Consider the following 23,630-nt stretch of genomic DNA (forward strand, 5'->3'; position numbering starts at 1 on the left):
ATGGGCGGTATGGGCGGCATGATGTAAGCCTCGCTCTCGCGATTCATAGAAACTCACTCAGTTTCAACGAACCCGCAAAGCTTAGCTTTGCGGGTTTTTTTGTCGCTGAATTTTATATGGTTAGTACGGATAACCAGCCGAGCGTTTAAAAGGAGTGGTTTTACTTAAAACGCGTATGAGAGCTTTAACATTGGCCCCCAGAAGCGATAAATAACATCGAGTTCGGTATGCTCAGTTTGGTAGTCTACGCCGATCTGGTAGTAGCTAAATGAGCCGGTGATGTTGAGTTCATCCACTAGTCTATATTTAGCGCCAATTTCAAGCTCTGCCATCCAACCGGTGATGTCATTTACTTTTAAGTAAAAAGCATGGGCGTGGCTTTTTAGCGCTAGTCTATCGCTTAGCCGATGATTAACCTCAAAACCCACGTTGGGGAGTGGCGCAGTGACTGCGCTAAATACGTTTTCATTTGCGTAAGGCGGCTGTTCGGAAGTGGCTATACCTATCTCTCCCGCAAAACCTAAACCGAGTTTGGTGATATGAAAGCCAGAAAGAAAGTAGGCGTCGAGGGAGCTGGAGTGATAAAAGCGATAACCGTAACCCACTCTTATTATGTCAACATCTAAGCGAGTCTCTAAGCGTGCACCCGCTTGAAACTGATAAGTTTGACCGTCTATTTTTAGCGAAAAAGGCCGACTTAAGGCTTGTTGCAAACCCTCTCTATGTAAACGTCGCCAATCGCTATAAATAAGGTGGTTAGGCTTTACGTGATACTCTAAATTAATATAGGGCAGCGTTTTGTCGGCTGGCAGATTTAGCTCAGATTCGAAATTCAAATCAAATTTATGGTTGCCATAGTTTTCGTAGGCACTAATATCCGTCGAGGTATCGGAAAAAAACGCACCTATTTCTATCTCTAACTGCTGTGCTGCCAGTTGGGGGCACAGCAGCATCCACAAACCGACTAACGTTAGGTTGTTGGCGGCAAAGCGAGAAGACAGCAATCCCATAATCATTCCTTGATTCTACTAATGCTTAGCATGCTACTAAGTTATGCTTATCGCTGCCAAGAAAAATTTGAGTTAAGTATTAATACTTCCAGTGGCTTAGCTTATTTCTCGGTTTCGTTAAACAAGGCTTGCTGTTGCTATCTATCTTGTTTGTTCACGCTTATCAAACAGGCTCTTATTAATATTACGAGATATTAATAATCTTTTTTATTTGAAAAAGTTAGCCCATACTCAGAGTAAAATGATGTTAATGTTTTGTTGCTTGATTTCGTTATGAACGGTAACGATTTAAATATCTAGGAGGCATGAGATGCGACTATGCTTAGCGCTTTTTTTGTTGGTTTGTTCATTCACCAGTGTGGCGGAACTCGCTAAACCCAAAGGACCAGTCATATTAACGGTAAGGGGCTTAATCAGCGAAAGTAATAGTGGAGAGGATGCAGATTTTGATTTAACGATGCTTCAGTCGCTGCCTCAGTACACCATTACAACACTCCATCCGTGGACAGAAAGTCGGCGTAACTATAAAGGACCGCGTTTGTCTGATTTACTTAAGGCCGTGGGGGCTCGGTCTGAACAATTAACCTTGGTGGCGCTAAACGATTATCAAGTGGATGTAGATTTTGAAGAACTCACCACATTTAAGCCAATATTGGCATGGTCTGAAAATGATCGAGTGATGAAAGTGCGCGATAAGGGGCCTTTGTGGCTTATGTTCCCAATAGATGACCATCCCGAGTTGCTACAAATATCTTATAATGATTTTATGGTATGGCAATTGCGCAGCATTATAGTGAAGTGAGTTAAAACACGGATGAACTGGCTTACCAAGCTTCCCCAAAAGTACAAAAAGTTACTCATATCTCTGGTTATTTTACTCTTTGTGGTGAGCGCTGTAATCAGCGTTTACCAACTCAGACAGATTATTCAGTTACTGGAGTCCCCTAAATCCACGACTTCTTGGTCGGTGGTGCAGCTGCAAATGGAGCATCGTCGTTTCATTAATGCCTTACAGTTATACCGCTTGGGGGGAGTGGAAAAACGCGAGGTGTTGTTTCGTTACGATATTTTTTGGAGCCGCTTTCCAGTGTTATTGGAAGGGCAAGAAAATGTTGAATTTCAGAAAATTAGTTCAGCCAAGCAATTGGTATATGAATTGTTTAATGAAGTGCAGCGCATCGAGCCGCTGTTAGAGGCTTTACCTCCGACTCACGAGAAGTTTGGGCTGTTAATTGAACAGCTTAATGTGTACGCGGCGCCGCTAAACTCGTTGGTGATTAAAGAGTTTCAACGTAATAGCGAGTTTGATAAAAAAACCGATTTTAGATTGCTACGGTTGCAGTTATTCCTGTCATTTGCGATTGGCGCGCTACTGGTTTGTGGATCTATCTTGATTGTGATGATAGTGCGTGAAAATCATATTAATCGCTACTTGGCTAATCATGATGTGTTAACCGGCCTACCTAATCGCGCCGGCCTACGCGAGTTTATTAATAGCGTTGCTGGAGAACGCGGAGAATACGCGATCATGGTATTGGACTTAAACGGTTTTAAGAATATCAACGACAGTTATGGTCACGATTATGGTGACCGTATCTTAAACGTGGTTGCTCAGCGTTTGCAGGGGCAAATGCGCAGCTGTGACTTCGTGGTGCGCTTGGGCGGCGATGAGTTTGCCATTGTTCAAACTCAGGTGCGCTCGGCGGAAGATTGCTCGGGATTTGCTCAGCGGTTAATTAATATTATTGAAAAACCGATGTCATTAGAGGGACGAGAGTGTTTTGTGGGTACCAGCATTGGGATTAGCATGGCACTGGACCAAGATAAGGACTGGTTAGGTATTTTAGGTCAGGCTGACACGGCTATGTACCAAGCCAAGCAATCGCGCGGCAGTGCCTGGCGCTTTTACGAAGGAAAAATGAAGCAGCTCAAAGAGCGGGAGCAATTACTGCTGAGCCAATTTAGAGAGGCACTGGGTGAACAGAAACTGAGCTTATTTTATCAGCCAATTGTAGACTTGGCCGATGACAAGGTGGTGGGCGCAGAGGTGCAAGCACGCTGGTTACACCCTGACTATGGTTGGGTGGAGCATGCCGAGTTGGTTAATATTGCCCATTCCTGCGGGGCGGTAGTTAACTTTGAGTCTTGGGTATTAACTAGTGCTGCTCAGCAATTAAAGCGCTGGCAACACAGTGTGACTGCCGATTTACGTTTAGCTGTGTCGGTGTCATCTTCTACCTTGCATAATGACTTTTTGGTACTGGTGAATCGAGTCTTAATTGAAAGCCGCATTCTTCCGCAACGTTTGATTCTAAATATTATCGACAGTCACCAACCCTTGTTGTTAGACAGCGTTGATGTTATCTGTGAATTGCGCCGGATTGGCGTTAGCTTGTCATTGGATAATTTTGGTAGTGCAGAGTGCCCCTTGGAGTTGTTAAATCAGATACCGGTGCAATACTTGCGTGGCGCTAAAGGCTTAATGGCTGATTTAGTTGGGGCTAATGAGAAGTGCCCGATGTTAATGGCTACGGTACTGTTTGCCGATCGGCTTGGCTTGAAGTTGATGTTGGATGGGGTGGAGAACCAGCACCATTTGGCGCAGCTAAAAGAGGTATCTAAGCAAGTATGGGTATTGGGCTCGGCCATTGCCGAATGGGCTCCAGCCGAGTCTTTTTCAAAGTACTTACAACAATCCTATAAGCAGCCAATCGTTTAACGAATAAGGGCTTTGAAGTCGGCTAGCAATTTGTGCATTTGTTCTAGCTTGGCCACGATAATTTTAAGTTGAGTGATGAAGTGCTCGTCGTCTTGGCTTTCTTGCAATAACACTAAATCACTAGCGAGTTCCTCAACATAAGGCAAAAATTCGCGGTGTTGCTGTTTAAATAAGCTGTCTTTAAACAAGGCACTAAACTTTGCATTACCTTCTTGTTGTTGTTGCTTTAATAGCGCATCTGCGTCGATGGCTTTGTGGTAAATATCTTTTAGGTTTATTTGTATTTGCTCGATGAGCTTGGTTTTATCCATGAATTTGTCACTGTAGTTGGGTGAATGTTTAATACGATAAAGTGAACTTTACAGCCTATTTTCACCAGTTTGTTTAGTTTAGCTCATGCCAATATCAATTGGCGTTTTACTGTATTCTCCAGCCTGTTCTCTGGCTAAACGCGGCACTAAAAAGCCAGGTAAAACCTTATAAAGCTGGCGCATTATTGCCACTGCTTGCTGCTGTTCGAGGTCAAAATGCGCGGCACCGGCTACTTTATCTAGTAAAAATAAGTAATAAGGGAGAATGTTAGCAGAAAACAAGGCCTCGCTCAGCTCTGCTAAACATTCTGCACTGTTGTTAATGTCTTTTAACAGCACACTTTGATTAAGCAGAGTTATGCCTGCTTGAGATAATTTGCCAAAAGCGTTGCGTAATTCGCTATTGATTTCGTTGGGGTGGTTGATATGGCTGACCACCACTACCTTTAAGTGGCAATTCGCTAGTAGCTGCACTAATTCATCGCTGACGCGATTGGGTAATACCACGGGCAAACGCGTGTGGATCCTTAAGCGGCTTAAGTGAGGGACCTGCTCGAGTTGTTCAATCAACCACGCTAGCTGTTGGTCGTTGGCCATGAGCGGGTCACCACCACTGAAGATCACTTCGTTTATTTTGTCGTCTTGCCGAATGTAATCCAAGGCTTGCTGCCAGCCTTGTTTAGAAGGGCTGTTGTCTTGGTATGGGAAGTGGCGACGAAAGCAATAGCGACAGTTTACCGCGCAGCCCGCTCTAACAATAAATAGTACTCGGCTTTGGTATTTGTGTAACAGACCGGGTACTGCAGCTTGGTGCTCTTGCAGTGGATCTTCGCTAAATCCGGGCGCTTCAATAAACTCTGCTCGTAGAGGCAAGACTTGCAACAATAGCGGGTCATTCGCTTGGCCCTTTTGCATGCGCTGAGCGAAGCTAAGAGGCACTCGCATGGGGAATAAGTTGCGCGCTGCAATATCTTGCTGATAGTTTTCAGGGTCTAGTTGCAGGTAATCCAGTAAATCTTTGGGATCTGTGAAGGCGTTTGCTAGCTCTTTTTGCCAATTTCCCTGCACAGCGGCGTCGTTTCGCGGTATTATTCGCAGCATTAAATTGAAATTACCTTGTAAGTAGAGGACCAAATGGCGTCATATAGTACCAGTGAATTCAAAGGCGGGCTAAAAATTATGCTCGACGGCGAGCCTTATGCAATCTTAGAAAACGAATTTGTTAAGCCAGGTAAAGGGCAAGCATTTAACCGCGTTAAGTTACGCCGCTTGCTTACTGGTAAAGTGATCGAAAAAACCTTTAAGTCTGGTGAGTCGGTTGAGTCAGCCGACGTCATGGATCACGAATTAGCCTATCTATACAACGATGGTGAATTCTACCATTTCATGAACAACGATACTTTTGAACAAATTGCTGCTGACGAAAAAGCCGTGGGCGAAGCCGCCAAATGGTTGGTTGAACAAGACGTTTGCGTCATCACTACCTGGAATGAAAACCCAATTGCAGTGACGCCACCTAACTTTGTGGAGTTAGAAGTGACGGAAACTGACCCTGGTCTTAAAGGCGATACCGCAGGCACCGGCGGTAAACCTGCCACTTTGAGCACTGGTGCTGTGGTTCGAGTGCCTTTGTTCATTCAGATTGGTGAAGTGGTAAAAGTGGATACGCGTAGCGCTGAATACGTAGGCCGTGTTAAGTAAGCCTACGGCTTAAAATAGCGGGAAAAGGGTGGCTCAAGCCACCCTTTTTTCTTCGGTATTACTTATATAAACTAGCGATATTTACTGTAATCACAGATAAAAATTATGTTTTACAGTTGAAAAAAAAATCAGAGTCTCTCACTTTGATTTAAGTCAAAGTTCAGCTTTGCCTAAAACCAGTTTGTCTGCAATGCTTAATCTACCATCTCATTAGTGATAAAAAGGTTAACATGATGAATGTAGTTGCTGACGCGCCCACCGCACATATTAACAAACGCTATTCAAATAGATTGAGTTTCGCCAAAGGTGGCGGGGATTATCCTACCGGCGTGTTTGAGCAGTTGGCATGTAAAGAAGCAGAATTAGAATTACTTAAGCAAAGAGAAATGCAATTAGAATCAGAGATCCTCTCACTTAAGCGAAACTGTCAGAGAGATTTAAAAGCGGGCTAAAATTAAGCCCGCTTGTTGTAATGGTTATTTACAGTAAGCCTAGTAAGAGCAAGGTGGCGCAGGCTACTGAACCCGCAAAGGCCACACCATAAAAGATCGCTTTTACTAGGTTGCCAGCATGTATCCCAAAGTCATGTAGTGCGTGGTATAAGCGGTGCATACATAGCCATAACGGTAAGCTAACAATAATCCAGATTAGCGCTGCGCCAAACCAATTTTGTGAAAAGGCTAAGATCCGTTCGTAGGAGAATTGCTCTACTGGAATGATCCCCAGCGGCACCAATAAGCCCGTAATTAATATTGCGATAGGTGTAAACAGCGCCGCTACCATGCCGCCAGCGCCAAACATTCCCCAAAATACCGGTTCGTTAGAACGTTTCATTTGTTTCTCCTAAATCAATACTAAAACTAGGCCGGCTAAGCTAATCAACGCCAGAGCCGCGTACATTCCTGTCACAATCCAGTTGTCGGGAATGCGCTTTTGGCCAATCCATAAGTTGGCTGCTTTGGGGGCTAGATTAAACCAAGTGACACTGTGGTATAGCGTCCACACTAGGCTAAGAAGATGAAACAGCAGCCAAGCAGGGTGGCTCATCACCTCTAACCAGCCGTTAAATGCTTCTGCGCCTTGGCTTAAACGAAATAACCCAAAGAGCAGTACTAAACTGTAAATGGCAATAACGAGGCTGGAGCCTTCACGAATAATGTACTTGGTATGAAAAGTATTTTTGAGCCACCAAGTTGCCCCCATTTTTCGAACATAAGGTTTACGTTTGCTCATGCTTACTCTCCTGGTTTGAACATGGCTATCACATAATCTTTGGCGCTTTCGACTTTGCCAAGTTGAATCGCTGCCGCCGGATCCACGTCTTTGGGACAGACTTGCGAGCAATAGCCGACAAAGGTACAACCCCAAGCGCCTTCTTCTGCATTAACTATTTTCATCCGCTCAGCCTTGCCGTTGTCTCGGCTATCTTGGTTGTATCGATGTAATAATGCTAAAGCCGCTGGCCCTGTAAACGACTTGTCTAAGCCGTATTGTGGGCAGGCGGCATAACATAAGCCGCAGTTAATACACATGGAGAACTGTTTGTATTGAGCCAGTTGTTTAGGGCTTTGATTGTGGCAGCCATCTTCGATGGATGCGGGGGCATCATTGATGATGTAGGGCTTAATGGCCTCCAACTTCTCGATGAAGTCACTCATGTCTACTACTAAATCCCGCTCGATGGGGAAGTTAGCTAAGGCTTCAATTTTCATCCCTTTGGGGTAGTCTCGCAGGAAGGTTTTACAGCCTAGTTTGGGGATGCCATTAACCATCATGCCACAGCTTCCGCAGATGGCCATGCGGCAAGACCAACGGTAGCTAAGGGTGGGGTCTAGCTCATCTTTAATATAGGCTAGCGCTTCTAGTACCGACATTTCACGAGTGTAGGGTACGTCGTAGCTTTGCCAAACCGGTTTTTGGTCGGTTTCTGGGCGGTAGCGCAGAATCTCGATTTTCATTACATCTGCCATATTAGTTTGCCTCCGCTTGTTTTTTTGCCGCTTCTTGAGCATCGGCAGCAGCGCCATACACGCGTTCGGCAGGCGCCGATTTAGTGATTTTTACATCACTGTAGCTAATTTCAGGAGCATCATCTGGGCGATATTTTGCCAGGGTATGCTTCAGGTAATTTTGGTCGTCACGCTTTTCATAACCGTCGATACGTTGGTGCGAGCCGCGGCTTTCTTTACGGTTGATGGCCGATACCGCCATCGCTTCGGCAACATCGAGCAAATACCCTAGCTCCACTGCGTATAACCATTCGGTGTTAAATACTTCGCTATCATCCACCAATTTAATGTTTTTATAGCGCTGTTTTAACTCGGCAATTTTATCAATGGTTTGCTGCATGGTTTCTGCGGTGCGGTAAATGCCTACGCCAGCCTCCATGGTTCGCCCTAGTTCATTACGTATGTCGGCGGGCTTCTCGTTACCTTGGGTATTCTTCAGTGCTTGGTAGTTCGCTAATATTTGTTCTGCTTTAGCCAGTAATGGCGCACTGTCGGTATGTTCTGTGACGATGGCGTTGCGTGCTGCAGACTCGCCAGCGACTTGACCAAATACGGTGATTTCGGTGAGTGAGTTAGAGCCTAGGCGGTTAGCGCCATGCAGGCCCACCGAAGAACACTCGCCCGCTGCGTACAAACCTTTCAATGAGGTGGCACAGCGACCATCGGTTTCAATCCCGCCCATGGTGTAGTGCACTGTGGGGCGTACCGGGATCGGTTCTTTTACTGGGTCAACACCCATATAGGCTTTAGCTAATTCACAAATAAACGGTAGACGCTCGTGTAAGTAATCTGCACCCAAGTGGGTTAAATCAAGATTTACATAGTCTCCATTGGGGCCTTCAATGGTGCGGCCCAATTGCGCTTCTTGCCAGAAACATTGGCTTAAGCGGTCTCGAGGGCCCAGCTCCATGTATTTATTTTTGGGCTCGCCAACTGGGGTTTCAGGCCCTAAGCCGTAGTCTTGTAAGTAACGATAACCGTCTTTGTTGGTTAAGATCCCGCCTTCACCGCGACAACCTTCAGTCATGAGAATACCAGAGCCGGGTAAACCGGTAGGGTGGTATTGGACGAATTCCATATCGCGAAGAGCAACGCCGTGGCGGTAGGCGAGTGCCATGCCGTCACCAGTCACTATACCGCCATTGGTATTGAAGCGATAAACGCGGCCGGCGCCACCGGTAGCAATAATAACTGATTTAGCTTGAATCAGCTTGGCCACGCCTTCGGCGATGTCTAAGGCGATGACCCCTTTGACTTGTCCCTCTTCAACAATTAAGTCGAGAACGAAGTGTTCATCAAAACGCTTGATGCTAGGGTATTTGGTAGAGGTTTGAAATAAGGTATGCAGAATATGAAAACCACTTTTGTCGGCGGCAAACCAGGTTCGCTCTATTTTCATCCCGCCAAAGCGACGAACGTTAATGGTGCCATCTGGGCGACGTGACCAAGGGCAACCCCAATGCTCTAAGCGAGTTAGTTCTCTGGGCGCTCGCTCGACAAAAAATTCTACAACGTCTTGTTCGCATAACCAGTCACCACCGGACACGGTGTCATTAAAATGATTATCGTAGCTGTCATGATCTTGCGCAACGCCAGCTGCTCCCCCCTCTGCGGCAACGGTATGGCTGCGCATTGGATATACTTTTGAAATCAGTGCGACTTGTAGCTCTGGGTGTTGTTCTGCTACTTCAATAGCGGCTCGCAAGCCAGCCCCACCTGCGCCAACGATAGCGACATCGGTTTTGATTACTTCCACGCTTTTCTCCTCACGAAATAAGCCTACAATGATTGTGCGGGTATTCACGTTTTGATGCTTGACCAAAATCAAATATTGACGCTACTTTGGCCAAGTCGCTGAGATTATTTAGCTTTTGCGATATAACTCCCGATTTTGTTAGCAAAATGGTATAAAAGCCCGCGACATTATCTAACCCTTAGCAGGAAACCATTTGCATGTCTGAAACACTTTGGCAACCCTCTGCCAGTATCCAAGTACTTAAACAGAAAGCTCAAATTATTAATAAAATCAGGTGTTTTTTTGCGCAGCGACAGGTATTGGAAGTGGATACGCCAAGCTTGAGCCAAGCTTGTGTGAGTGACGTGCATTTGCACAGTTTTTCGACCACACTGACTGGGCCTGCTGCGCCCCATTCACAGCAGCTATATTTGCAAACGTCACCTGAATTTCATATGAAACGTTTATTGGCGGCGGGCAGTGGTTGTATCTATCAAATTGCTAAGGCTTTTCGCAACGAAGAAGCCGGGCGCTTGCATAACCCTGAGTTTACGATGTTGGAATGGTATCGCTTGGGTTTTGACCATTTTGCCTTGATGGATGAAATAGACGTTTTGCTTGAGCAAGCTTTAGGTTGGCAGCATGCTGAGCGCTTAACTTATGTGGAGGCGTTTGAACGGCATTTAGGGATTAACCCTTTAAGCGCGACTCAGGTTGAGTTTATTGAGTCTGCAGCAGCATTTAATGTGGCAGACTTAGTGGCCCAAGAAACCGAGCGTGACACTGTCTTACAATTGCTCTTTAGCCTTGGAGTGGAACCTCATATCGGCCAGCAACGCCCTTGTTTTGTTTATCACTTTCCTGCTTCTCAAGCCGCGCTGGCGAAAATTTCAGCAGAGGATCCTCAAGTGGCAGAGCGTTTTGAGCTTTACTACAAAGGGGTTGAGTTGGCCAATGGTTTTCACGAGCTTACGGATGCCGCTGAGCAGGCGGAACGTTTTGCTAGGGATCAGCACTCAAGGGCGCGTCAGGGCTTGCCTCCAGCACAGATTGACCAACGCTTTTTAGCAGCTTTGAGTGTCGGTTTACCCGCTTGTGCGGGAGTGGCCTTGGGGATAGACCGTTTATTGATGTTGGCTTTAGATGAGAGTCGTTTACAAGCGGTACAAAGCTTTAGTATTGAACGGGCTTAAGAGCCAAGGGGGGGCAAACAGTCCCCCTCTCGCTTTATAGTAGTATGAGCATTGCAACATATAGCAGAGTCAGACCACTGCCGCCGATGATTCCTCCCACCTTGATTAAATCTTTGGTCTCGATGAAGCCAGTTGAATAGGCTAGGGCGTTAGGTGGGGTACTCACTGGTAGCATCATGCCTAATGATGCCGATAAGGCTACAATTACCAGTAGGGTAGTGATGCCACCGTCGCCATCTAAACCGCTGAGACTGGTGGCTACGGCTGCGGCAATCGGCATAATTAAGTTAGCGGTGGCGGTATTGGACATAAAATTAGCCATCACCACACAGATGATGGATAACACCACGATTACCGCCATGGTGGGTAGGGCTGTAAAGTCGATGGAGGTGGCTATTTTGGAAGCTAGGCCGCTTTCTTCTAAGGCCATGCCCATGGCTATCCCCCCTGCCACTAACCACAATACATCCCAATTAAATAATTTGAGATCTTCTTTGCCGATGACTCCGGTGAGGGTAAATATCGCCAGCGGAATAATCGCCACCACATAGCTGTTCATGCCATGCCACGCGGTACTAAGCCACAGTAAAATGGTTAAAGCAAAAGTGAAATAGACGATATAGGCACGTGGGCTTTTTTGAAATTTGCCGTCTAATTTCAACTCTAATACCCCGGTTTTAGAGGGATAAAATTTACAAAGAATGAACCAAGCTATCGCCAGTTGAACCACCACAAATGGGATGCCAAACGACATCCACGAGGCAAAAGTGACTTGCCCTTCGGGAATATATTGTAAGGCAATCGCATTAGGCGGTGTTCCGATGGGGGTGCCTATGCCACCAGTGTTGGCCGCGACCGGAATGGCCAAAATTAGCCCTTTCATGCCTAGGTCACTTCTGGGGGCAGCGGCGATGAGGGGGCCAACGATGGCCAACATCATCACGGTGGTAGCGGTATTACTCATAAACATGCTGAAGACCGCAGTAATCAACATGATGCCAAGCATGATCATCGGAATACGCTTGCCAAAGGGTTTTAATAATACCCGTGCCAAATTATTGTCCAATTCATATTTGGAAGCGGCAATCGCTAAGGCAAAACCGCCCATAAATAGAATAATAATGGGGGAGGAAAAGGCATTAAAAATATGGGTGTAGGGGATCAGCTCCCCCATCGGTACAGGGCCACTTTCCTGTACGAAGGCGTTAATGCCTTGGCTCGATATCAACACTAATTCTAGGGTAATGATCAGCAGTGAGGTGGCAAAAACCGGCACGGGCTCAAATATCCATAATAGCGCCGCCAATACAAAAATCGCGATAATTCTATGCTGAATAATCGTGAGTTCTGGTAGTGGGATGACACTGGTGGGAAGAGCTAAGATAAAAAGTGGAATTAGCAAACAAACCAAGAGCTTATAGTTTTTATGCAAGGCCATGTTATTCAGTCCTAGACTAATAAATTGGGATAGCGAGGTTTACCTATCTAAGATACCCAAAGCCTTGTCTAGGTATTGAGAGATATATCTAATTGTGGGTAGGCTATCTCTATGTTATTTGCCTTAAACTTGTTATTGATCAAACTGTAAAGCTCGTGACTCATAGGTAAGCGGTAATTCATTTCGCTTACGTGCACTCGCATTTCAAATTTTAAGCCATTGTTAGTAAATTCGGTGAAGTAGATCTCTGGGGCTGGGTTATCTAAGACCAAGCTGTTTTCTTGAACAGCTTGTTGCAACAGTTCTGTAACCAGTTGGCAATCTGAGCCCTGTTTTACCTGCACTTTTAATACCACGCGAGTAATGGGGTCGGTCAGTGACCAGTTTACAAATTGTTCGGTAATGAAAGCCTTGTTGGGCACAATAATTTCTTTGCGGTCCCAATCCACAATCGTGGTGGCCCGAGTTTCAATATTAGAAATAGTTCCGGTGAGCTCGCGAATCGTCACGGTGTCACCAATGCGAATGGGTTTTTCAAATAAGATGATTAAGCCAGAAATAAAGTTGGCAAAGATCTCTTGTAGTCCAAAGCCCAAGCCCACACTGAGTGCGGCAACTAACCATTGCAGCTTAGACCACTCGATACCGAGCAAGCCAAAACCTGTGAATACACTAAACAGTATCACCAAATAGTTCACGATGGTGGTAATAGCAAAGCCGGTTCCTGGCCCAAGGGACAGGTGCTGCAGTAGCATTAATTCAAGCAAGCCGGGAAGGTTGCGAACTACAACTACGGCGAAGGCAAAAACCAATAAGGCAGAGCCTAGTGAACGCAGGGTGACGGCATCAACGCTAGTGATGCCTGCGCGATTGCTGCTGCTTTCCCATAGGGTGACATTGTCGAGAAACGAGAATGCGCTGGTCATTTCAGACCAAACAAACAATAACACCAAGGCCAGCGATAATAGTAAGGCGGCACGTAATAGCCCTAAGGATTGGGCGCTAATGGTGTCGAGGTCGATTTCTGGCTCTTCGATGCTTTCGCTAAAGTTAGGGTTGTTTAGTTCTTCTTCTGCATGTTGTTGGGCAATCATCTCGGCGCGCCGAGATTTAGCACGGTCAAAGGCAATTCTGCGGCGTTGCAATAGCATCCAGCGATGCACCAGTAAGTAAGCTAAAAGAAAAACACTGGCGATGATAAAGCTTATAACAATTTGCCAGTAGACACTGGAGGCCGTGGCAAAAAAACCTGCTGCTGCAGCAATAGAAGCGATTAAAGGAATACTTATTAGCGCGCCCCAAATCAGTTTTTTTGCTAGTTGGGGTGCTTTAATAAGGTCTAAACGATAGTCTACTGGCAGTTCGAGTTTATAAATAAGATGAAAGCCATAGGCTATCCATAACATTAGTAGGATAAAGGCTAAGCGGGCTAAACCGCTATAGGCAGGGTGAGAGCTCTGCAAGACGCTAAGGCTGAGAATAAATACCCCGGGTAGGCTGGTATAAAGCAGTCTTCGAATCAAGGTTATTGCTTGGCTGATGTTGACTAAAGGCCATTTGAAATGGGTATTCAGCAGACCGTTTTTTTGGCAAAACTGCTGTAATAGGTGGAATGGCCAGAGTACCGTGGCCACTTTTATCAGCGCGATACCGACATCACGAGCAAAAGGATATTCCCAGTTATAGTTAAGAGCATAGCCAACGCTGCCAATAAAGAGAGCGATAGGGGTGGCAAAGGCCACGCTCACCACTAAGTTAGTGAGGGTGTAGCTGTATTTGTCGCGGGTAATGTTACCTATTTTTGAGGCGACACGTTGTAAATACGCTTTCAGCCAGTGTTGCTTGAGATAGTGAACATAGATGATGCTAGCAAAGACTAGACTGAACCATAACAACCACCACCAAGACAAACTTGCTAAGGCTTGGTTTAGTTGCGAAAGTTGCTGGGCTGAAAATAGCCAAATAACGGCTTGGCGAATATCACTGAAAAAGCTGAGATCGATGGCTTTTACATCGGCTGTCCAAAATAGCTCTTGATTGGCTTCTTGATTGATGGTCTGAAGTTGATCATTGAGTTTGGAATAATCTAGTTTTAGCCGAGCTAGCTCAAATAAGCGGGCGTCTAACTCTAACAAGTACTTGTCGGAGAGTTGTTGGTTCAGCTTGAGCTGTTGGTTAAGCGTTCGCTGTTGAGACTCGCTTAAGTTTTTCAGAAACGCTTGCTGTTGTTTCTGCTCTATACCACGTTGGCTATAAATCAGGTTTTGGTGGCGGTGTTTATTGATCCGCACTTGAATAATTTGTTGTTCAATTTGGGCCACCGCTTTGGCTTTAGGTAGGCTAGCGATTTGTTCGCGTAAGTACTCACCGTAAGAGCGGGTGACCTTAAGCCAAGAGACTTGCTCTTTAAAATTAGCAAACGTCAATTTTATGTATTCTAGCTCTTCATTGACTTGTTGTTGTAGGCTGGCGATGTGCTCACTTTGTTCAAATAGTTGTGATAATTGGTTCTGCAGATATTGATTTTGCTGTAATAGCTCCTTAACAAAAGGCTCTTGCATTAGCTCTGGGGAAGAAAAGGCTAATTGTTCTGAGAGATCTTTTGCTTCTGCTCGGTGTTCTTCGGTTAAGCGATTTTTAAGTCGTTCAACTAGGCGCTTTTCGGCGAGGTATTTGCGGTGTTGTAGGCTTAATTCTAATTGTAATAATTCGTTGCGGTGGTTGGCGCTTTGGGCTGCCAATTCCAGCATGGCAATTTGCGCACTCAGGCTGGCCTCACTGACATGAGCCTTGATGCGTTGCGCTTCTTCTATCTCGCTCAATACACCAAATTGCAGTTGTTCTAGCTGGCGACGTACTGTTTTTAATTGTTCACGCAGGGGGCCGCTACGCTGATGACTTTCACTCACATCTAAATCGATGGCGTATTGTTGCTGCTTTAGCTCGTCTATTTTGGCGCCGGTATTGTTTAGTTGAGTTTGCCAACTTACCAGCTGCTCGTTGAGTTGCTTGGTATTGTAGCGGTTGAGTTGTGGCAGTTGTGGTGCTTGGTATTGGTTGATCTGGCTTTGGATGTTTTTGCGTAACTGGGCAAAGTTATTGATCACATTGCGGTAAGCTTTGGCTTTCTCACGATATTGATCGCCTTCCTTAAGGAGCGCTAGAGACTCTTCGTAAATAAGCTGCTGTTGCTGAGTATTTAGATTAGTGGGTTGAGTATCTAGGGAGTTTATTAGGCCCCTTAAATGAGTTTCGCCAGCGCTGTTAGCTTGTGCCGAGACGCTTAACAGTATGAAGAAAAAAACGAGACAGTGGCGAAAAAAATTTGAGGTCATGGTAGAGCAGCCTAAGTTAGTCACGTTTGAATTATCAATACAGGCCTAGTGTATATTAAATCAATGAAATTACGCTATTCATTGTAAAAAATGATGGCCCAAAACTCATCGTTTGGGCCAGCTTGTTGCTTAGCGTTGCGTGGCGAAATGGCTACCCATGACGGTGGCTTTGCCCGGTGCTAGAGATGCTTCAAATTCAACCGCATCTTTAGCAAACAACATCACGACAGTTGAGCCCAGTTTAAAGCGACCCATTTCATCACCTTTGTCTAAGGTGATGTTTTGATCTTGATAATCCCAAGTAAAGACTTGTTTCGCTCCCGGTGGGGTGATGGTGCCAGACCAAATGGTTTCAATACTGGCGACGATGGTTGCGCCTACCAATACCATGGCCATAGGCCCTAAGTCAGTATCAAAAATTGCGACCACGCGTTCGTTTCGTGCAAACAAATTAGGCACATTGGCAGCGGTTAAGGGGTTGACTGAAAACAGTTGGCCAGGCACATAGACCATTTTTCTCAGCTTCCCTTTATAGGGCATGTGAATACGGTGGTAGTCTTTTGGTGCCAAATAAATGGTGGCGAATTCGCCATCACTAAACTCTTCGGCAAGGGCCTTGTCGCCGCCGAGCAAATCACGCGCGCTGTAGTCATGACCTTTAGCCTGAATGATTCGGCCGTGCTGAATTTTACCTAACTGGCTAATTGCGCCGTCTACTGGGTGAGCTAATTGATTTGCGTCGGCGACAATGGGGCGGGCCCCTTGTTTGAGCGGGCGAGTAAAGAAGGCGTTAAAGCTGGCGTAGTTGCTAGCTTCACCATGTAGGGCGTCGCTCATATCCACCTGATAGTGATTGATGAACTTTTGGATGAGCCAATGGCTGAGTTTTCCGGCTTCTGCTTCGGCTAGTTTCCCCACTAGGCGGGATAGGCCATGTTGTGGGAAGCAGTATTGAGCGGTAACTTTGATTTTGTCTAACACACTACACTCTCGTTATATGTAAATTATTTAGTTATTTTTTCCGGGAATATTCCGGTTGGGTTTGTTGGCTTCCATGGTTTCTAGAATTCGCTGATAGCTGTCATAACGTTGTTGCGATACGGTGCCAGAATCTATCGCTTCTTGTATGGCACAGCCAGGATCGCCTTGGTGCTTACAGTCGCGAAAACGGCATTGGTTTAACCAAGGGCGTAACTCTATAAAGCCCCATGCTACCCGTTCTTTGGCTAGATGCCATAGCTGAAACTCTCGCACCCCTGGAGAGTCAATTAGTCTGCCACCACAACTTAAGTGATATAAACGCGCGGTGGTGGTGGTGTGTTGACCAAGGCCAGATATTTCTGAAACTTCTTTAGTATCGATGCTCTGCTCTGGCAATAAGGCGTTAACCAGCGAGCTTTTACCGACCCCAGATTGCCCCACAAAAATACTGGTTTTATTGCTTAAGTATTGATTTAGGTCGTTTAAACCTTCAACTTGCTTGGTACTGGCGAACACGACTTTATAGCCCAGACCTTGATAAAGAGAAAGTTGTTGCTCTATGCTTTGTCGCTGCTTGGCATCGAGTAGGTCTACTTTGTTGAGTAGAATCACCGGCTCTAAGCCTACGTCTTCAACTGCTACGAGGTAGCGATCAACAATGCTGGTGGAAAACTCAGGCAGTACTGCCGATACTATTACCACTTGATCGATGTTGGCTGCGATAGCTTTTATGCCATCATAAAAGTCGGGGCGGGTTAATTCTGAACGGCGTTCGTGGCGAGCTTCAATTACCCCGCGAATGCCGGACTGTTCTTCGCTTCCTGCCCGCCATACTACTTCATCGCCAGTGACTAAAGAGCCTAGGGAGCGGCGCATATTGCAACGAAAAACCTCGCCAGTACTAGACTCAACGTCAGCATGTTGGCCAAAGCGGCTGATAATGGTACCTTCCTGTTGAGGCCCTAATTGCTCATCAAGCCATTGATGTGTTTCTTGCTTTTTTAAGCGCTTTTGTTGGTTGCTGCGCACTCGGCGAAGCTGACCTTGGCTCAGTTTCTTTCTCTTTGTCACGAAAACTGCTATTCAAGTAAGGGTAATAAATCGCTATGATACCGCTTATCAAAGATTTGCGGAAAATTTTTCCACATTAAATAGGGTTCACATGAGCGTTAGCGAACAGAATTTAGTTTGGGTTGATATGGAGATGACAGGTCTCGAGCCCATAAGCGATCGTGTTTTAGAGATCGCCACCATTGTTACCGATGCACAATTAAATATTTTAGCTGAAGGGCCAGTTATAGCGGTTCATCAGTCTGATGAAGTGCTGGCGGGCATGGATGAATGGTGCACCAATACTCATACTGGATCTGGTTTGGTTGACCGAGTGCGAGCCAGTAAGGTGAACGAGCAGCAAGCGGCTGAACAAACGATTGAGTTCATCAAACAGTGGGTTCCCAAAGGCGTATCACCGATGTGTGGCAATAGCATTGGTCAAGACCGTCGCTTTATGCATCAATACTTACCTGAATTAGAACAATTCTTTCATTATCGAAATATTGATGTGAGCACCGTTAAAGAATTAGCGCGCCGTTGGCGGCCTGAAGTTTTAAATGGATTCAGCAAAAGCGGTACCCATTTAGCTTTAGATGATATTCGCGAATCCATCGCGGAAATGCAGCACTATCAGAAAACTTTCTTTAAACTGGGCGAAAACTAAACAAACAGTTTTAACGACGTGTTTTTTTTAATTTCAGCTCTTGCAAAGGTAAAAATTCCTCGTATAATTCGCAGCCCTAAACAGCGTGAAGCAAAGGCTTGAGCTTGTTTAGTTATTGATTATTTAAGCGGCACTAGCTCAGTGTGGGTATAAAGAGTAGCGCAACCTTCGGGTGAAGTGAAATACACACTAAATAGTGGCAAAGATTTAAGCGGCACTAGCTCAGTTGGTAGAGCGCAACCTTGCCAAGGTTGAGGTCACCGGTTCGAACCCGGTGTGCCGCTCCAAATTTAAAGCCCTGCATCGATGATGCGGGGCTTTTTTATTGGTTTGAAAATAGCCTTACAAAGGAATTAAAGGAATTGCGCGTATTGGCAAGTGCGCAATTCCTGAGGGATGACTTGGCTGAGTTAGTTTTTAGTTAAGGACAGTTGATGTTGAGCGTACATGGCGGCACCAACAATGCCCGCTTGATTCAAGCCCTGAGCTGGCAGTACCTCCGCTTTCACTTGCAGTTGCTCGGAAAACTTCTCAAACTTTTTGCTGGCGCCGCCGCCGATAATGAAGCAGTCGGGAGACATTAAAAACTCTAAGCGCTGTAGGTAGAGGTTAAAACGCTTGCCCCACTTTTTCCAACTTAAGTCTTCGGCTTCGCGCACTCGGGCGCTGGTGTAATGTTCGGCTACCTTATCGTTTAAAATGATATGGCCAAACTCCGTGTTAGGTAGTAATTCACCATTAACAAACACGGCGCTACCAAGGCCGGTTCCAACGGTGATAATGACTACTACGCCATTGTGTTGGTAGCCCGCACCAAAATCCATTTCTGCCATACCCGCGGCATCTGCATCGTTTACCACGTAGCAAGGGCAATCGGTAAATTCAGCGAATAAGGCTTCAACATTGGTGCCTATCCAGCTTTTATCGATATTTGAGGCGGTTTGTGCCACACCATGGGTAACCGTTGCTGGGAAGCCGCAACCAATAGGGCCTTGCCAGGCGAAGTGTTCAACCATTTTCTTTAGCGTTGCTGCGACAGACTGCGGTGTCGCGGGCTGGGGGGTGGCAATGCGGTGTCGTTCGCTAACCAGTTGACCGGTTTTTGAGTTTACAATGGCGGCCTTTATACCAGTACCACCTATATCAACGCCAAGTAAGTGCATAAGCTGTTTCCAATTTTTAGAGTCTGAAAAGTGTAACAGAACCTTATTTGTTCGGGCACTAAGCGTCGCGGCTTAAGCCTTTTTCTATAATACGGATCAATCGAGCGGTTTTTCTAGCGTTTTTTGTCGCTTTTGTTTGTTGTTGGGTGATGGCCCAGTCAACATGGATCTGAGCTATTTCTCCTAAACCTTGTTTGTTTTGCAAGGCCGCTAATATGGACTCGTCATAGTTAGCATTACCCAGGGCAATGGCAATATTGCGCATCCATTGCTGGAAACCGATACGGCGAATGGCTGAGCCTTCGGTGTGTTTTAAGAATTCTTGTTCGGTCCAGGAAAATAGCGCTAGTAAGCTGACTTGGTTGAGTTGGTTGCGAGCGGCAAAATCAGCTTCTTGGCTGAGGTGGGCATAGCGATTCCATGGACAAACCAATTGGCAGTCGTCACAGCCGTAGATACGGTTACCCATCAGTGGCCGCAGCTGTTCATTAATTACACCATCGTATTCAATGGTGAGATAAGAGATACAACGCCGCGCATCTACCTGATAAGGTTCAACAATGGCTTGGGTGGGGCAAATGGTCAAGCAAGCCACACAATCACCACACTGTTGGTTTACTGCTTGGTCAATCGGCAAGGGAAGGTCGATAAACAGTTCGCCTAAGAAAAACCAAGAGCCGGCATCTTGGTTAATCAGTAGGCTGTGTTTACCGGTCCACCCCAAACCGGCTTTGGTAGCCAGTTGGCGTTCTAACACTGGTGCCGAGTCTACAAAAGGGCGGGTATTGAGTTGCAACTGGCAAAACTCACTAATTGCTTTTGCTAACTGGTTTAAACGCTTGCGCATTAGCTTGTGATAGTCTCGGCCTAAGGCATAACGGCTGATGTAGGCTTGTTGGTCATCTTTGAGGCTGGCGGCAAATTTGGCATCTTCGGGTAGATAATCCATCCGTACTGAGATAATTCTTTGAGTGCCAGGATGCAAGAGCTCAGGATGCTTACGTAATTCTAGGTTGCGTGCTAGATAGTCCATTTCACCGTGATAATTTTTTGCTAACCATTGGTCTAGAGCTGAATGATGTTGACTGAGATCCACATCTGCTATGCCGATCTGCTGAAAACCTAGCGATTTGGCGGTTAGCTTGATATGTTGAACCAGCTTTTTTAAGTCGATTTCGGTTGGTAGGGACATGGCGCAAACGCAGCAATTGTTTTCCAGTAGTTTACCACAGACTTTGTGGTGCGCCGAGCTAGTGAAAAGCCAAGAGGGCTTGCTGGCTAAGCAGCAGGGTATTTCTTTGCCGCAGTTAATGGAGCGAGCCGGGCAGGCGGCGTTTGCTTACATGCACAGTCGTTGGCCAAAAGCTCGGCATATTTTAGTCTTGGCTGGAGGCGGCAATAATGGCGGTGATGCCTATGTTGTGGCGCGTTTAGCAAAGTTGTCCGGCAAGCTGGTGCAACTATTGGAGCTGGGTTCGCCGCAGCGGCTGCCAGAAGAAGCCCAGCAAGCACGCGAGGCTTGGTTGGCTGCGGGTGGTCGTGCGGAAGCTATAGAACGAGTTAATTGGCAGTGCGATGTAGTAGTGGATGGCGTACTCGGAACCGGTTTAAGCTCACCCTTGAGGGCGCCACTAATTGAACTTTTTTCCCAAGTGAATCAGGCCAAGGCAGAGGTATTGGCTTTAGATATTCCTTCGGGTTTGGACGCCGATTCCGGTCGAAACTGGGGGCAGGTGATTCAAGCCACCGCCACCGTTACTTTTATCGCACTAAAACAAGGGCTATTTACCGGGCAGGCCGCCGAGTATGTAGGAGAGTTAGTGCTTGCTGACCTAGGCGTGGGTGAGGCTTTTGAGCAGCAAAACCAGACTAGCGTTAAGCGCTTGCTAAAACATTTACTTGATCCCATGTTAGCGCCTCGCTCACGTTTAGCGCATAAAGGTCATTGTGGTAGAGCGCTATTAGTGGGCGGCAATCTAGGCATGGCTGGCGCGATCCGTATGGCTGGCGAAGCCTGCTTACGCAGCGGCGCGGGTTTAGTTAATGTGCTAACCCATCGTGACAATATCGACGCTGTCAGTTATGGCCGTCCTGAATTAATGGTGAGCGCAGCACCACTTCGCCAAACTACTCACCAAGAGCAGTTGCTACAGCAGGCGACTTGCTGCGTTATTGGGCCTGGCTTAGGGCAAGATGATTGGGCGAAGCAGTTGTTTACATGGGCTCTTGGTGTTGCGGTTCCTTGTCTGGTGGATGCCGACGGCCTAAATTTGCTGGCGAAGCAATCGCTGTATCGAGCAGATTGGATCTTAACACCGCATCCAGGAGAAGCGGCGCGTTTGCTTAGTTGCACGGTAGCTGACGTGGAAGCCGATCGTATCAGCGCGGCGCGACAGATTCAGGCCCGTTATGGCGGCGTTTGCGTATTGAAAGGGGCTGGAACAGTCATTGCCGGTGAGGAACAACAAGTGGCCATCTGTGGTGCGGGTAATCCGGGCATGGCTTCGGGTGGGATGGGCGACGTATTGTCTGGTATAATCGGCGGCTTGCTTGCTCAACTGTCAGAGCGCTATAGCCTATTTGAAATTGCTTGTTTAGCTGTCAATATTCATGGGCAAGCGGCAGATTTAGCGGCGAAGCAGGGAGAACGAGGAATGTTGGCCTCAGATTTAATGCCTTATATAAGACAACGAGTGAATCCGTAGAATAATGAAAAATTGGCAAATTGATTTAAGCGATGCAGAACAAACCGTAGCTTTAGGCGCTCGACTCGCGAGAGCTTGCCAACAGGCTAGCGTGATTTACTTGGCTGGCGACTTAGGCGCGGGAAAGACCACCTTAAGCCGTGGTTTTATTCAAGGAAAGGGTCATCAAGGTAAGGTAAAAAGTCCCACCTATACTTTAGTTGAGCCCTACCAGCTGGGCGAGTGGCGAGTGAATCATTTTGATTTATACCGCTTAGCCGATCCTGAAGAGCTTGAGTTTATTGGGATCCGTGATTATTTTGCCGACGATTGTTTGTGTATAGTGGAGTGGCCTGAGAAAGGTCTGGGCTTTTTGCCTGAAGCTGATTTATTGGTTGAATTAGTATACTGTGGTGAGCAGCGCCGTGCCGAAATTAGTGCTTTGACCGAACAAGGACAACAGATAGTGGAGTGGTTGAGTCAAAATGAGGCGTAGCCGTGTTATAAGCTCTTGGGTTGGCTTATGTTTATATCTAGTGTGCAGTCTGGCCTTTGCGTCAAGTAAAGTGTCGGGGGTGCGGGTGTGGAGTGGTCCCGATAATACGCGGATCGTGCTGGATCTGTCTGCCGCAGTAGAGTTTAGTCATTTCAATCTTAGCCAGCCAAATCGCTTAGTGCTTGATCTCAAAAATAGTCAAATGGCGACCAAGCTAAGTGACGTTGAGCTTAGCGGCAACTTAGTGAAAAAGCTGCGTCCCAGTACCCCTAAAGCTAAACAAGACTATCGTTTAGTGGTTGAGTTAAACCAAGCGGTTAGCCCCACCATTTTTTCGCTAAAGCCTACGGGAAATTATGGCCACCGTTTAGTGATCGATTTACCTGATAAAGCGGGTAAAGCCGAGACTCAAAAACAACAACAGCAGATCTCTAAGGTTAAAAAGCAGCAACAACTGGCTGGAAATCGCGACATTATTATTGCCATTGACGCGGGGCATGGTGGCGAAGATCCCGGTGCCATTGGCAGGCGAAAAACTTATGAAAAAAATGTGACCTTAGCAATCGCCAAACGGGTGCAGCGTTTAATTAACCAGGAGCCCGGCTTAAAAGCGGTATTGATCCGTCAAGGCGATTATTTTGTAAATTTGAATAAGCGCTCGCAAATTGCCCGTAAAAATAAGGCCGACTTTTTAGTGTCTATTCACGCCGATGGTTTTACCTCTTCACAACCTAAAGGCGCTTCGGTGTGGGTGGTGTCGACTCGTCGAGCTAAGAGTGAAGTGGGGCGGCATTTAGAAGAACATGAGGCTGAGTCTGACCTGCTGGGCGGAGTGGGCGAAGTGATGGGGAGTGTGGAAAATGACGCCCACTTGAACTTTGCCCTGATTGATATGCAGATGGATTATTCCATGAATACAGCATACGAGGTAGCCAGCAAGGTGTTAGGCGAACTTGGCCGGGTGACCAGTTTACATAAGAAGCGCCCAGAACATGCCAGTTTAGCGGTACTAAGATCGCCTGATATTCCCTCTATATTGGTGGAGGCGGGCTTTATCACTAACCTTAATGAAGAGAAGTTGCTCAACTCGGGTAACCACCAAGAGCGGATTGCTCAGGCTGTGGTGAAGGGGATTAAA

At 46.4% G+C, this 23,630-nt stretch carries 22 protein-coding genes and 1 tRNA gene; 10 read left to right on the plus strand and 13 right to left on the minus strand.

Annotation, left to right across the window (positions count from 1 at the left end; translation table 11 throughout):
- Nucleotides 1–164: 164 nt before the first annotated feature.
- Entirely contained in the window at nucleotides 165–1,010 is an 846-nt protein-coding gene (locus ACQY6Q_RS14395; protein ID WP_427982382.1) for a hypothetical protein, read from the minus strand.
- A 310-nt stretch (nucleotides 1,011–1,320) separates the two neighbouring features.
- On the opposite strand from ACQY6Q_RS14395, the gene ACQY6Q_RS14400 reads away from it, so the two are divergent.
- Together ACQY6Q_RS14400 and ACQY6Q_RS14405 are read left to right on the plus strand one after the other, a co-directional pair.
- Nucleotides 1,321–1,812, plus strand: coding sequence for a molybdopterin-binding oxidoreductase (locus ACQY6Q_RS14400; protein WP_427982384.1), 492 nt, complete (start codon nucleotides 1,321–1,323; stop codon nucleotides 1,810–1,812).
- 84 nt (nucleotides 1,813–1,896) lie between these two features.
- On the plus strand, nucleotides 1,897–3,729 hold the full coding sequence (locus tag ACQY6Q_RS14405) for a putative bifunctional diguanylate cyclase/phosphodiesterase (RefSeq protein ID WP_427982386.1): 1,833 nt from the start codon (nucleotides 1,897–1,899) through the stop codon (nucleotides 3,727–3,729).
- Here the strand turns inward: ACQY6Q_RS14405 and ACQY6Q_RS14410 are convergent.
- Both ACQY6Q_RS14410 and epmB read right to left on the minus strand, forming a co-directional pair.
- Nucleotides 3,726–4,040: a hypothetical protein gene (locus tag ACQY6Q_RS14410; RefSeq protein ID WP_427982388.1), complete on the minus strand. Its 315-nt coding sequence runs from the start codon at nucleotides 4,038–4,040 to the stop codon at nucleotides 3,726–3,728. The two genes, ACQY6Q_RS14405 and ACQY6Q_RS14410, sit on opposite strands and share 4 nt — an antisense overlap.
- A gap of 78 nt (nucleotides 4,041–4,118) precedes the next feature.
- Complete coding sequence (gene epmB, locus ACQY6Q_RS14415) at nucleotides 4,119–5,141, minus strand: EF-P beta-lysylation protein EpmB (RefSeq protein WP_427982391.1); 1,023 nt, start codon at nucleotides 5,139–5,141, stop codon at nucleotides 4,119–4,121.
- 33 nt (nucleotides 5,142–5,174) lie between these two features.
- Here epmB and efp point away from each other — a divergent pair, with 33 nt between their 5' ends.
- On the plus strand, nucleotides 5,175–5,741 hold the full coding sequence (gene efp, locus ACQY6Q_RS14420; RefSeq protein ID WP_055734002.1) for an elongation factor P: 567 nt from the start codon (nucleotides 5,175–5,177) through the stop codon (nucleotides 5,739–5,741).
- 230 nt (nucleotides 5,742–5,971) lie between these two features.
- Nucleotides 5,972–6,193: a hypothetical protein gene (locus ACQY6Q_RS14425; RefSeq protein ID WP_427982392.1), complete on the plus strand. Its 222-nt coding sequence runs from the start codon at nucleotides 5,972–5,974 to the stop codon at nucleotides 6,191–6,193.
- A gap of 28 nt (nucleotides 6,194–6,221) precedes the next feature.
- Here the strand turns inward: ACQY6Q_RS14425 and frdD are convergent, their stop codons facing one another.
- The 4 genes from frdD to frdA are packed head-to-tail and all read right to left on the minus strand — an operon-like array spanning nucleotide 6,222 to nucleotide 9,506.
- Nucleotides 6,222–6,575 carry a fumarate reductase subunit FrdD gene (gene frdD / locus ACQY6Q_RS14430; RefSeq protein ID WP_427982394.1) on the minus strand — a complete coding sequence of 118 codons (354 nt, stop codon included), beginning with the start codon at nucleotides 6,573–6,575 and terminating at the stop codon, nucleotides 6,222–6,224.
- A gap of 9 nt (nucleotides 6,576–6,584) precedes the next feature.
- The gene (locus ACQY6Q_RS14435) at nucleotides 6,585–6,974 is read right to left on the minus strand and encodes a fumarate reductase subunit C (protein ID WP_427982396.1); all 390 of its coding nucleotides are present in this window, start codon (nucleotides 6,972–6,974) and stop codon (nucleotides 6,585–6,587) included.
- A 2-nt stretch (nucleotides 6,975–6,976) separates the two neighbouring features.
- Nucleotides 6,977–7,699: a succinate dehydrogenase/fumarate reductase iron-sulfur subunit gene (locus tag ACQY6Q_RS14440; protein WP_427982397.1), complete on the minus strand. Its 723-nt coding sequence runs from the start codon at nucleotides 7,697–7,699 to the stop codon at nucleotides 6,977–6,979.
- A 13-nt stretch (nucleotides 7,700–7,712) separates the two neighbouring features.
- Nucleotides 7,713–9,506, minus strand: a complete 1,794-nt coding sequence (frdA, locus tag ACQY6Q_RS14445) for a fumarate reductase (quinol) flavoprotein subunit (RefSeq protein ID WP_427982398.1) — start codon at nucleotides 9,504–9,506, stop codon at nucleotides 7,713–7,715.
- Between the two features lie 197 nt (nucleotides 9,507–9,703).
- On the opposite strand from frdA, the gene epmA reads away from it, so the two are divergent.
- Nucleotides 9,704–10,678 (plus strand): elongation factor P--(R)-beta-lysine ligase, encoded by a 975-nt coding sequence (epmA, locus tag ACQY6Q_RS14450; protein ID WP_427982401.1) that lies wholly within the window; start codon nucleotides 9,704–9,706, stop codon nucleotides 10,676–10,678.
- Nucleotides 10,679–10,712: 34 nt separating this feature from the next.
- On the opposite strand, the gene ACQY6Q_RS14455 is transcribed toward epmA, so the two are convergent.
- The 4 genes from ACQY6Q_RS14455 to rsgA form a co-directional block, all read right to left on the minus strand.
- Nucleotides 10,713–12,116 carry an SLC13 family permease gene (locus ACQY6Q_RS14455; protein WP_427982403.1) on the minus strand — a complete coding sequence of 468 codons (1,404 nt, stop codon included), beginning with the start codon at nucleotides 12,114–12,116 and terminating at the stop codon, nucleotides 10,713–10,715.
- A 68-nt stretch (nucleotides 12,117–12,184) separates the two neighbouring features.
- On the minus strand, nucleotides 12,185–15,451 hold the full coding sequence (gene mscM, locus ACQY6Q_RS14460; RefSeq protein ID WP_427982405.1) for a miniconductance mechanosensitive channel MscM: 3,267 nt from the start codon (nucleotides 15,449–15,451) through the stop codon (nucleotides 12,185–12,187).
- 129 nt (nucleotides 15,452–15,580) lie between these two features.
- Nucleotides 15,581–16,432, minus strand: coding sequence for an archaetidylserine decarboxylase (gene asd / locus ACQY6Q_RS14465; protein ID WP_427982407.1), 852 nt, complete (start codon nucleotides 16,430–16,432; stop codon nucleotides 15,581–15,583).
- A gap of 27 nt (nucleotides 16,433–16,459) precedes the next feature.
- Nucleotides 16,460–17,503 carry a small ribosomal subunit biogenesis GTPase RsgA gene (gene rsgA / locus ACQY6Q_RS14470; protein WP_427982409.1) on the minus strand — a complete coding sequence of 348 codons (1,044 nt, stop codon included), beginning with the start codon at nucleotides 17,501–17,503 and terminating at the stop codon, nucleotides 16,460–16,462.
- Nucleotides 17,504–17,594: 91 nt separating this feature from the next.
- On the opposite strand from rsgA, the gene orn reads away from it, so the two are divergent.
- Together orn and ACQY6Q_RS14480 are read left to right on the plus strand one after the other, a co-directional pair.
- On the plus strand, nucleotides 17,595–18,149 hold the full coding sequence (orn, locus tag ACQY6Q_RS14475) for an oligoribonuclease (protein WP_427982412.1): 555 nt from the start codon (nucleotides 17,595–17,597) through the stop codon (nucleotides 18,147–18,149).
- A gap of 211 nt (nucleotides 18,150–18,360) precedes the next feature.
- Nucleotides 18,361–18,436 (plus strand) — tRNA-Gly (locus ACQY6Q_RS14480).
- Nucleotides 18,437–18,559: 123 nt separating this feature from the next.
- On the opposite strand, the gene ppgK is transcribed toward ACQY6Q_RS14480, so the two are convergent.
- Nucleotides 18,560–19,312 (minus strand): polyphosphate--glucose phosphotransferase, encoded by a 753-nt coding sequence (gene ppgK, locus ACQY6Q_RS14485; RefSeq protein ID WP_427982414.1) that lies wholly within the window; start codon nucleotides 19,310–19,312, stop codon nucleotides 18,560–18,562.
- Between the two features lie 58 nt (nucleotides 19,313–19,370).
- Nucleotides 19,371–20,504: a tRNA epoxyqueuosine(34) reductase QueG gene (queG, locus tag ACQY6Q_RS14490; RefSeq protein ID WP_427982416.1), complete on the minus strand. Its 1,134-nt coding sequence runs from the start codon at nucleotides 20,502–20,504 to the stop codon at nucleotides 19,371–19,373.
- Between queG and ACQY6Q_RS14495 the strand changes: the two genes are divergently transcribed.
- The 3 genes from ACQY6Q_RS14495 to ACQY6Q_RS14505 form a co-directional block, all read left to right on the plus strand.
- On the plus strand, nucleotides 20,503–22,017 hold the full coding sequence (locus ACQY6Q_RS14495; RefSeq protein WP_427982419.1) for an NAD(P)H-hydrate dehydratase: 1,515 nt from the start codon (nucleotides 20,503–20,505) through the stop codon (nucleotides 22,015–22,017). The genes queG and ACQY6Q_RS14495 overlap by 2 nt on opposite strands.
- Before the next feature lie 4 nt (nucleotides 22,018–22,021).
- Entirely contained in the window at nucleotides 22,022–22,492 is a 471-nt protein-coding gene (gene tsaE, locus ACQY6Q_RS14500; protein ID WP_427982422.1) for a tRNA (adenosine(37)-N6)-threonylcarbamoyltransferase complex ATPase subunit type 1 TsaE, read from the plus strand.
- On the plus strand, nucleotides 22,482–23,630 hold a 1,149-nt coding region (locus ACQY6Q_RS14505; RefSeq protein ID WP_427982424.1), incomplete at its 3' end, for an N-acetylmuramoyl-L-alanine amidase. The genes tsaE and ACQY6Q_RS14505, both read left to right, overlap by 11 nt.

The organism is Agarivorans sp. (genome assembly GCF_050295395.1).
In the GTDB taxonomy this organism is placed as follows: domain Bacteria; phylum Pseudomonadota; class Gammaproteobacteria; order Enterobacterales; family Celerinatantimonadaceae; genus Agarivorans.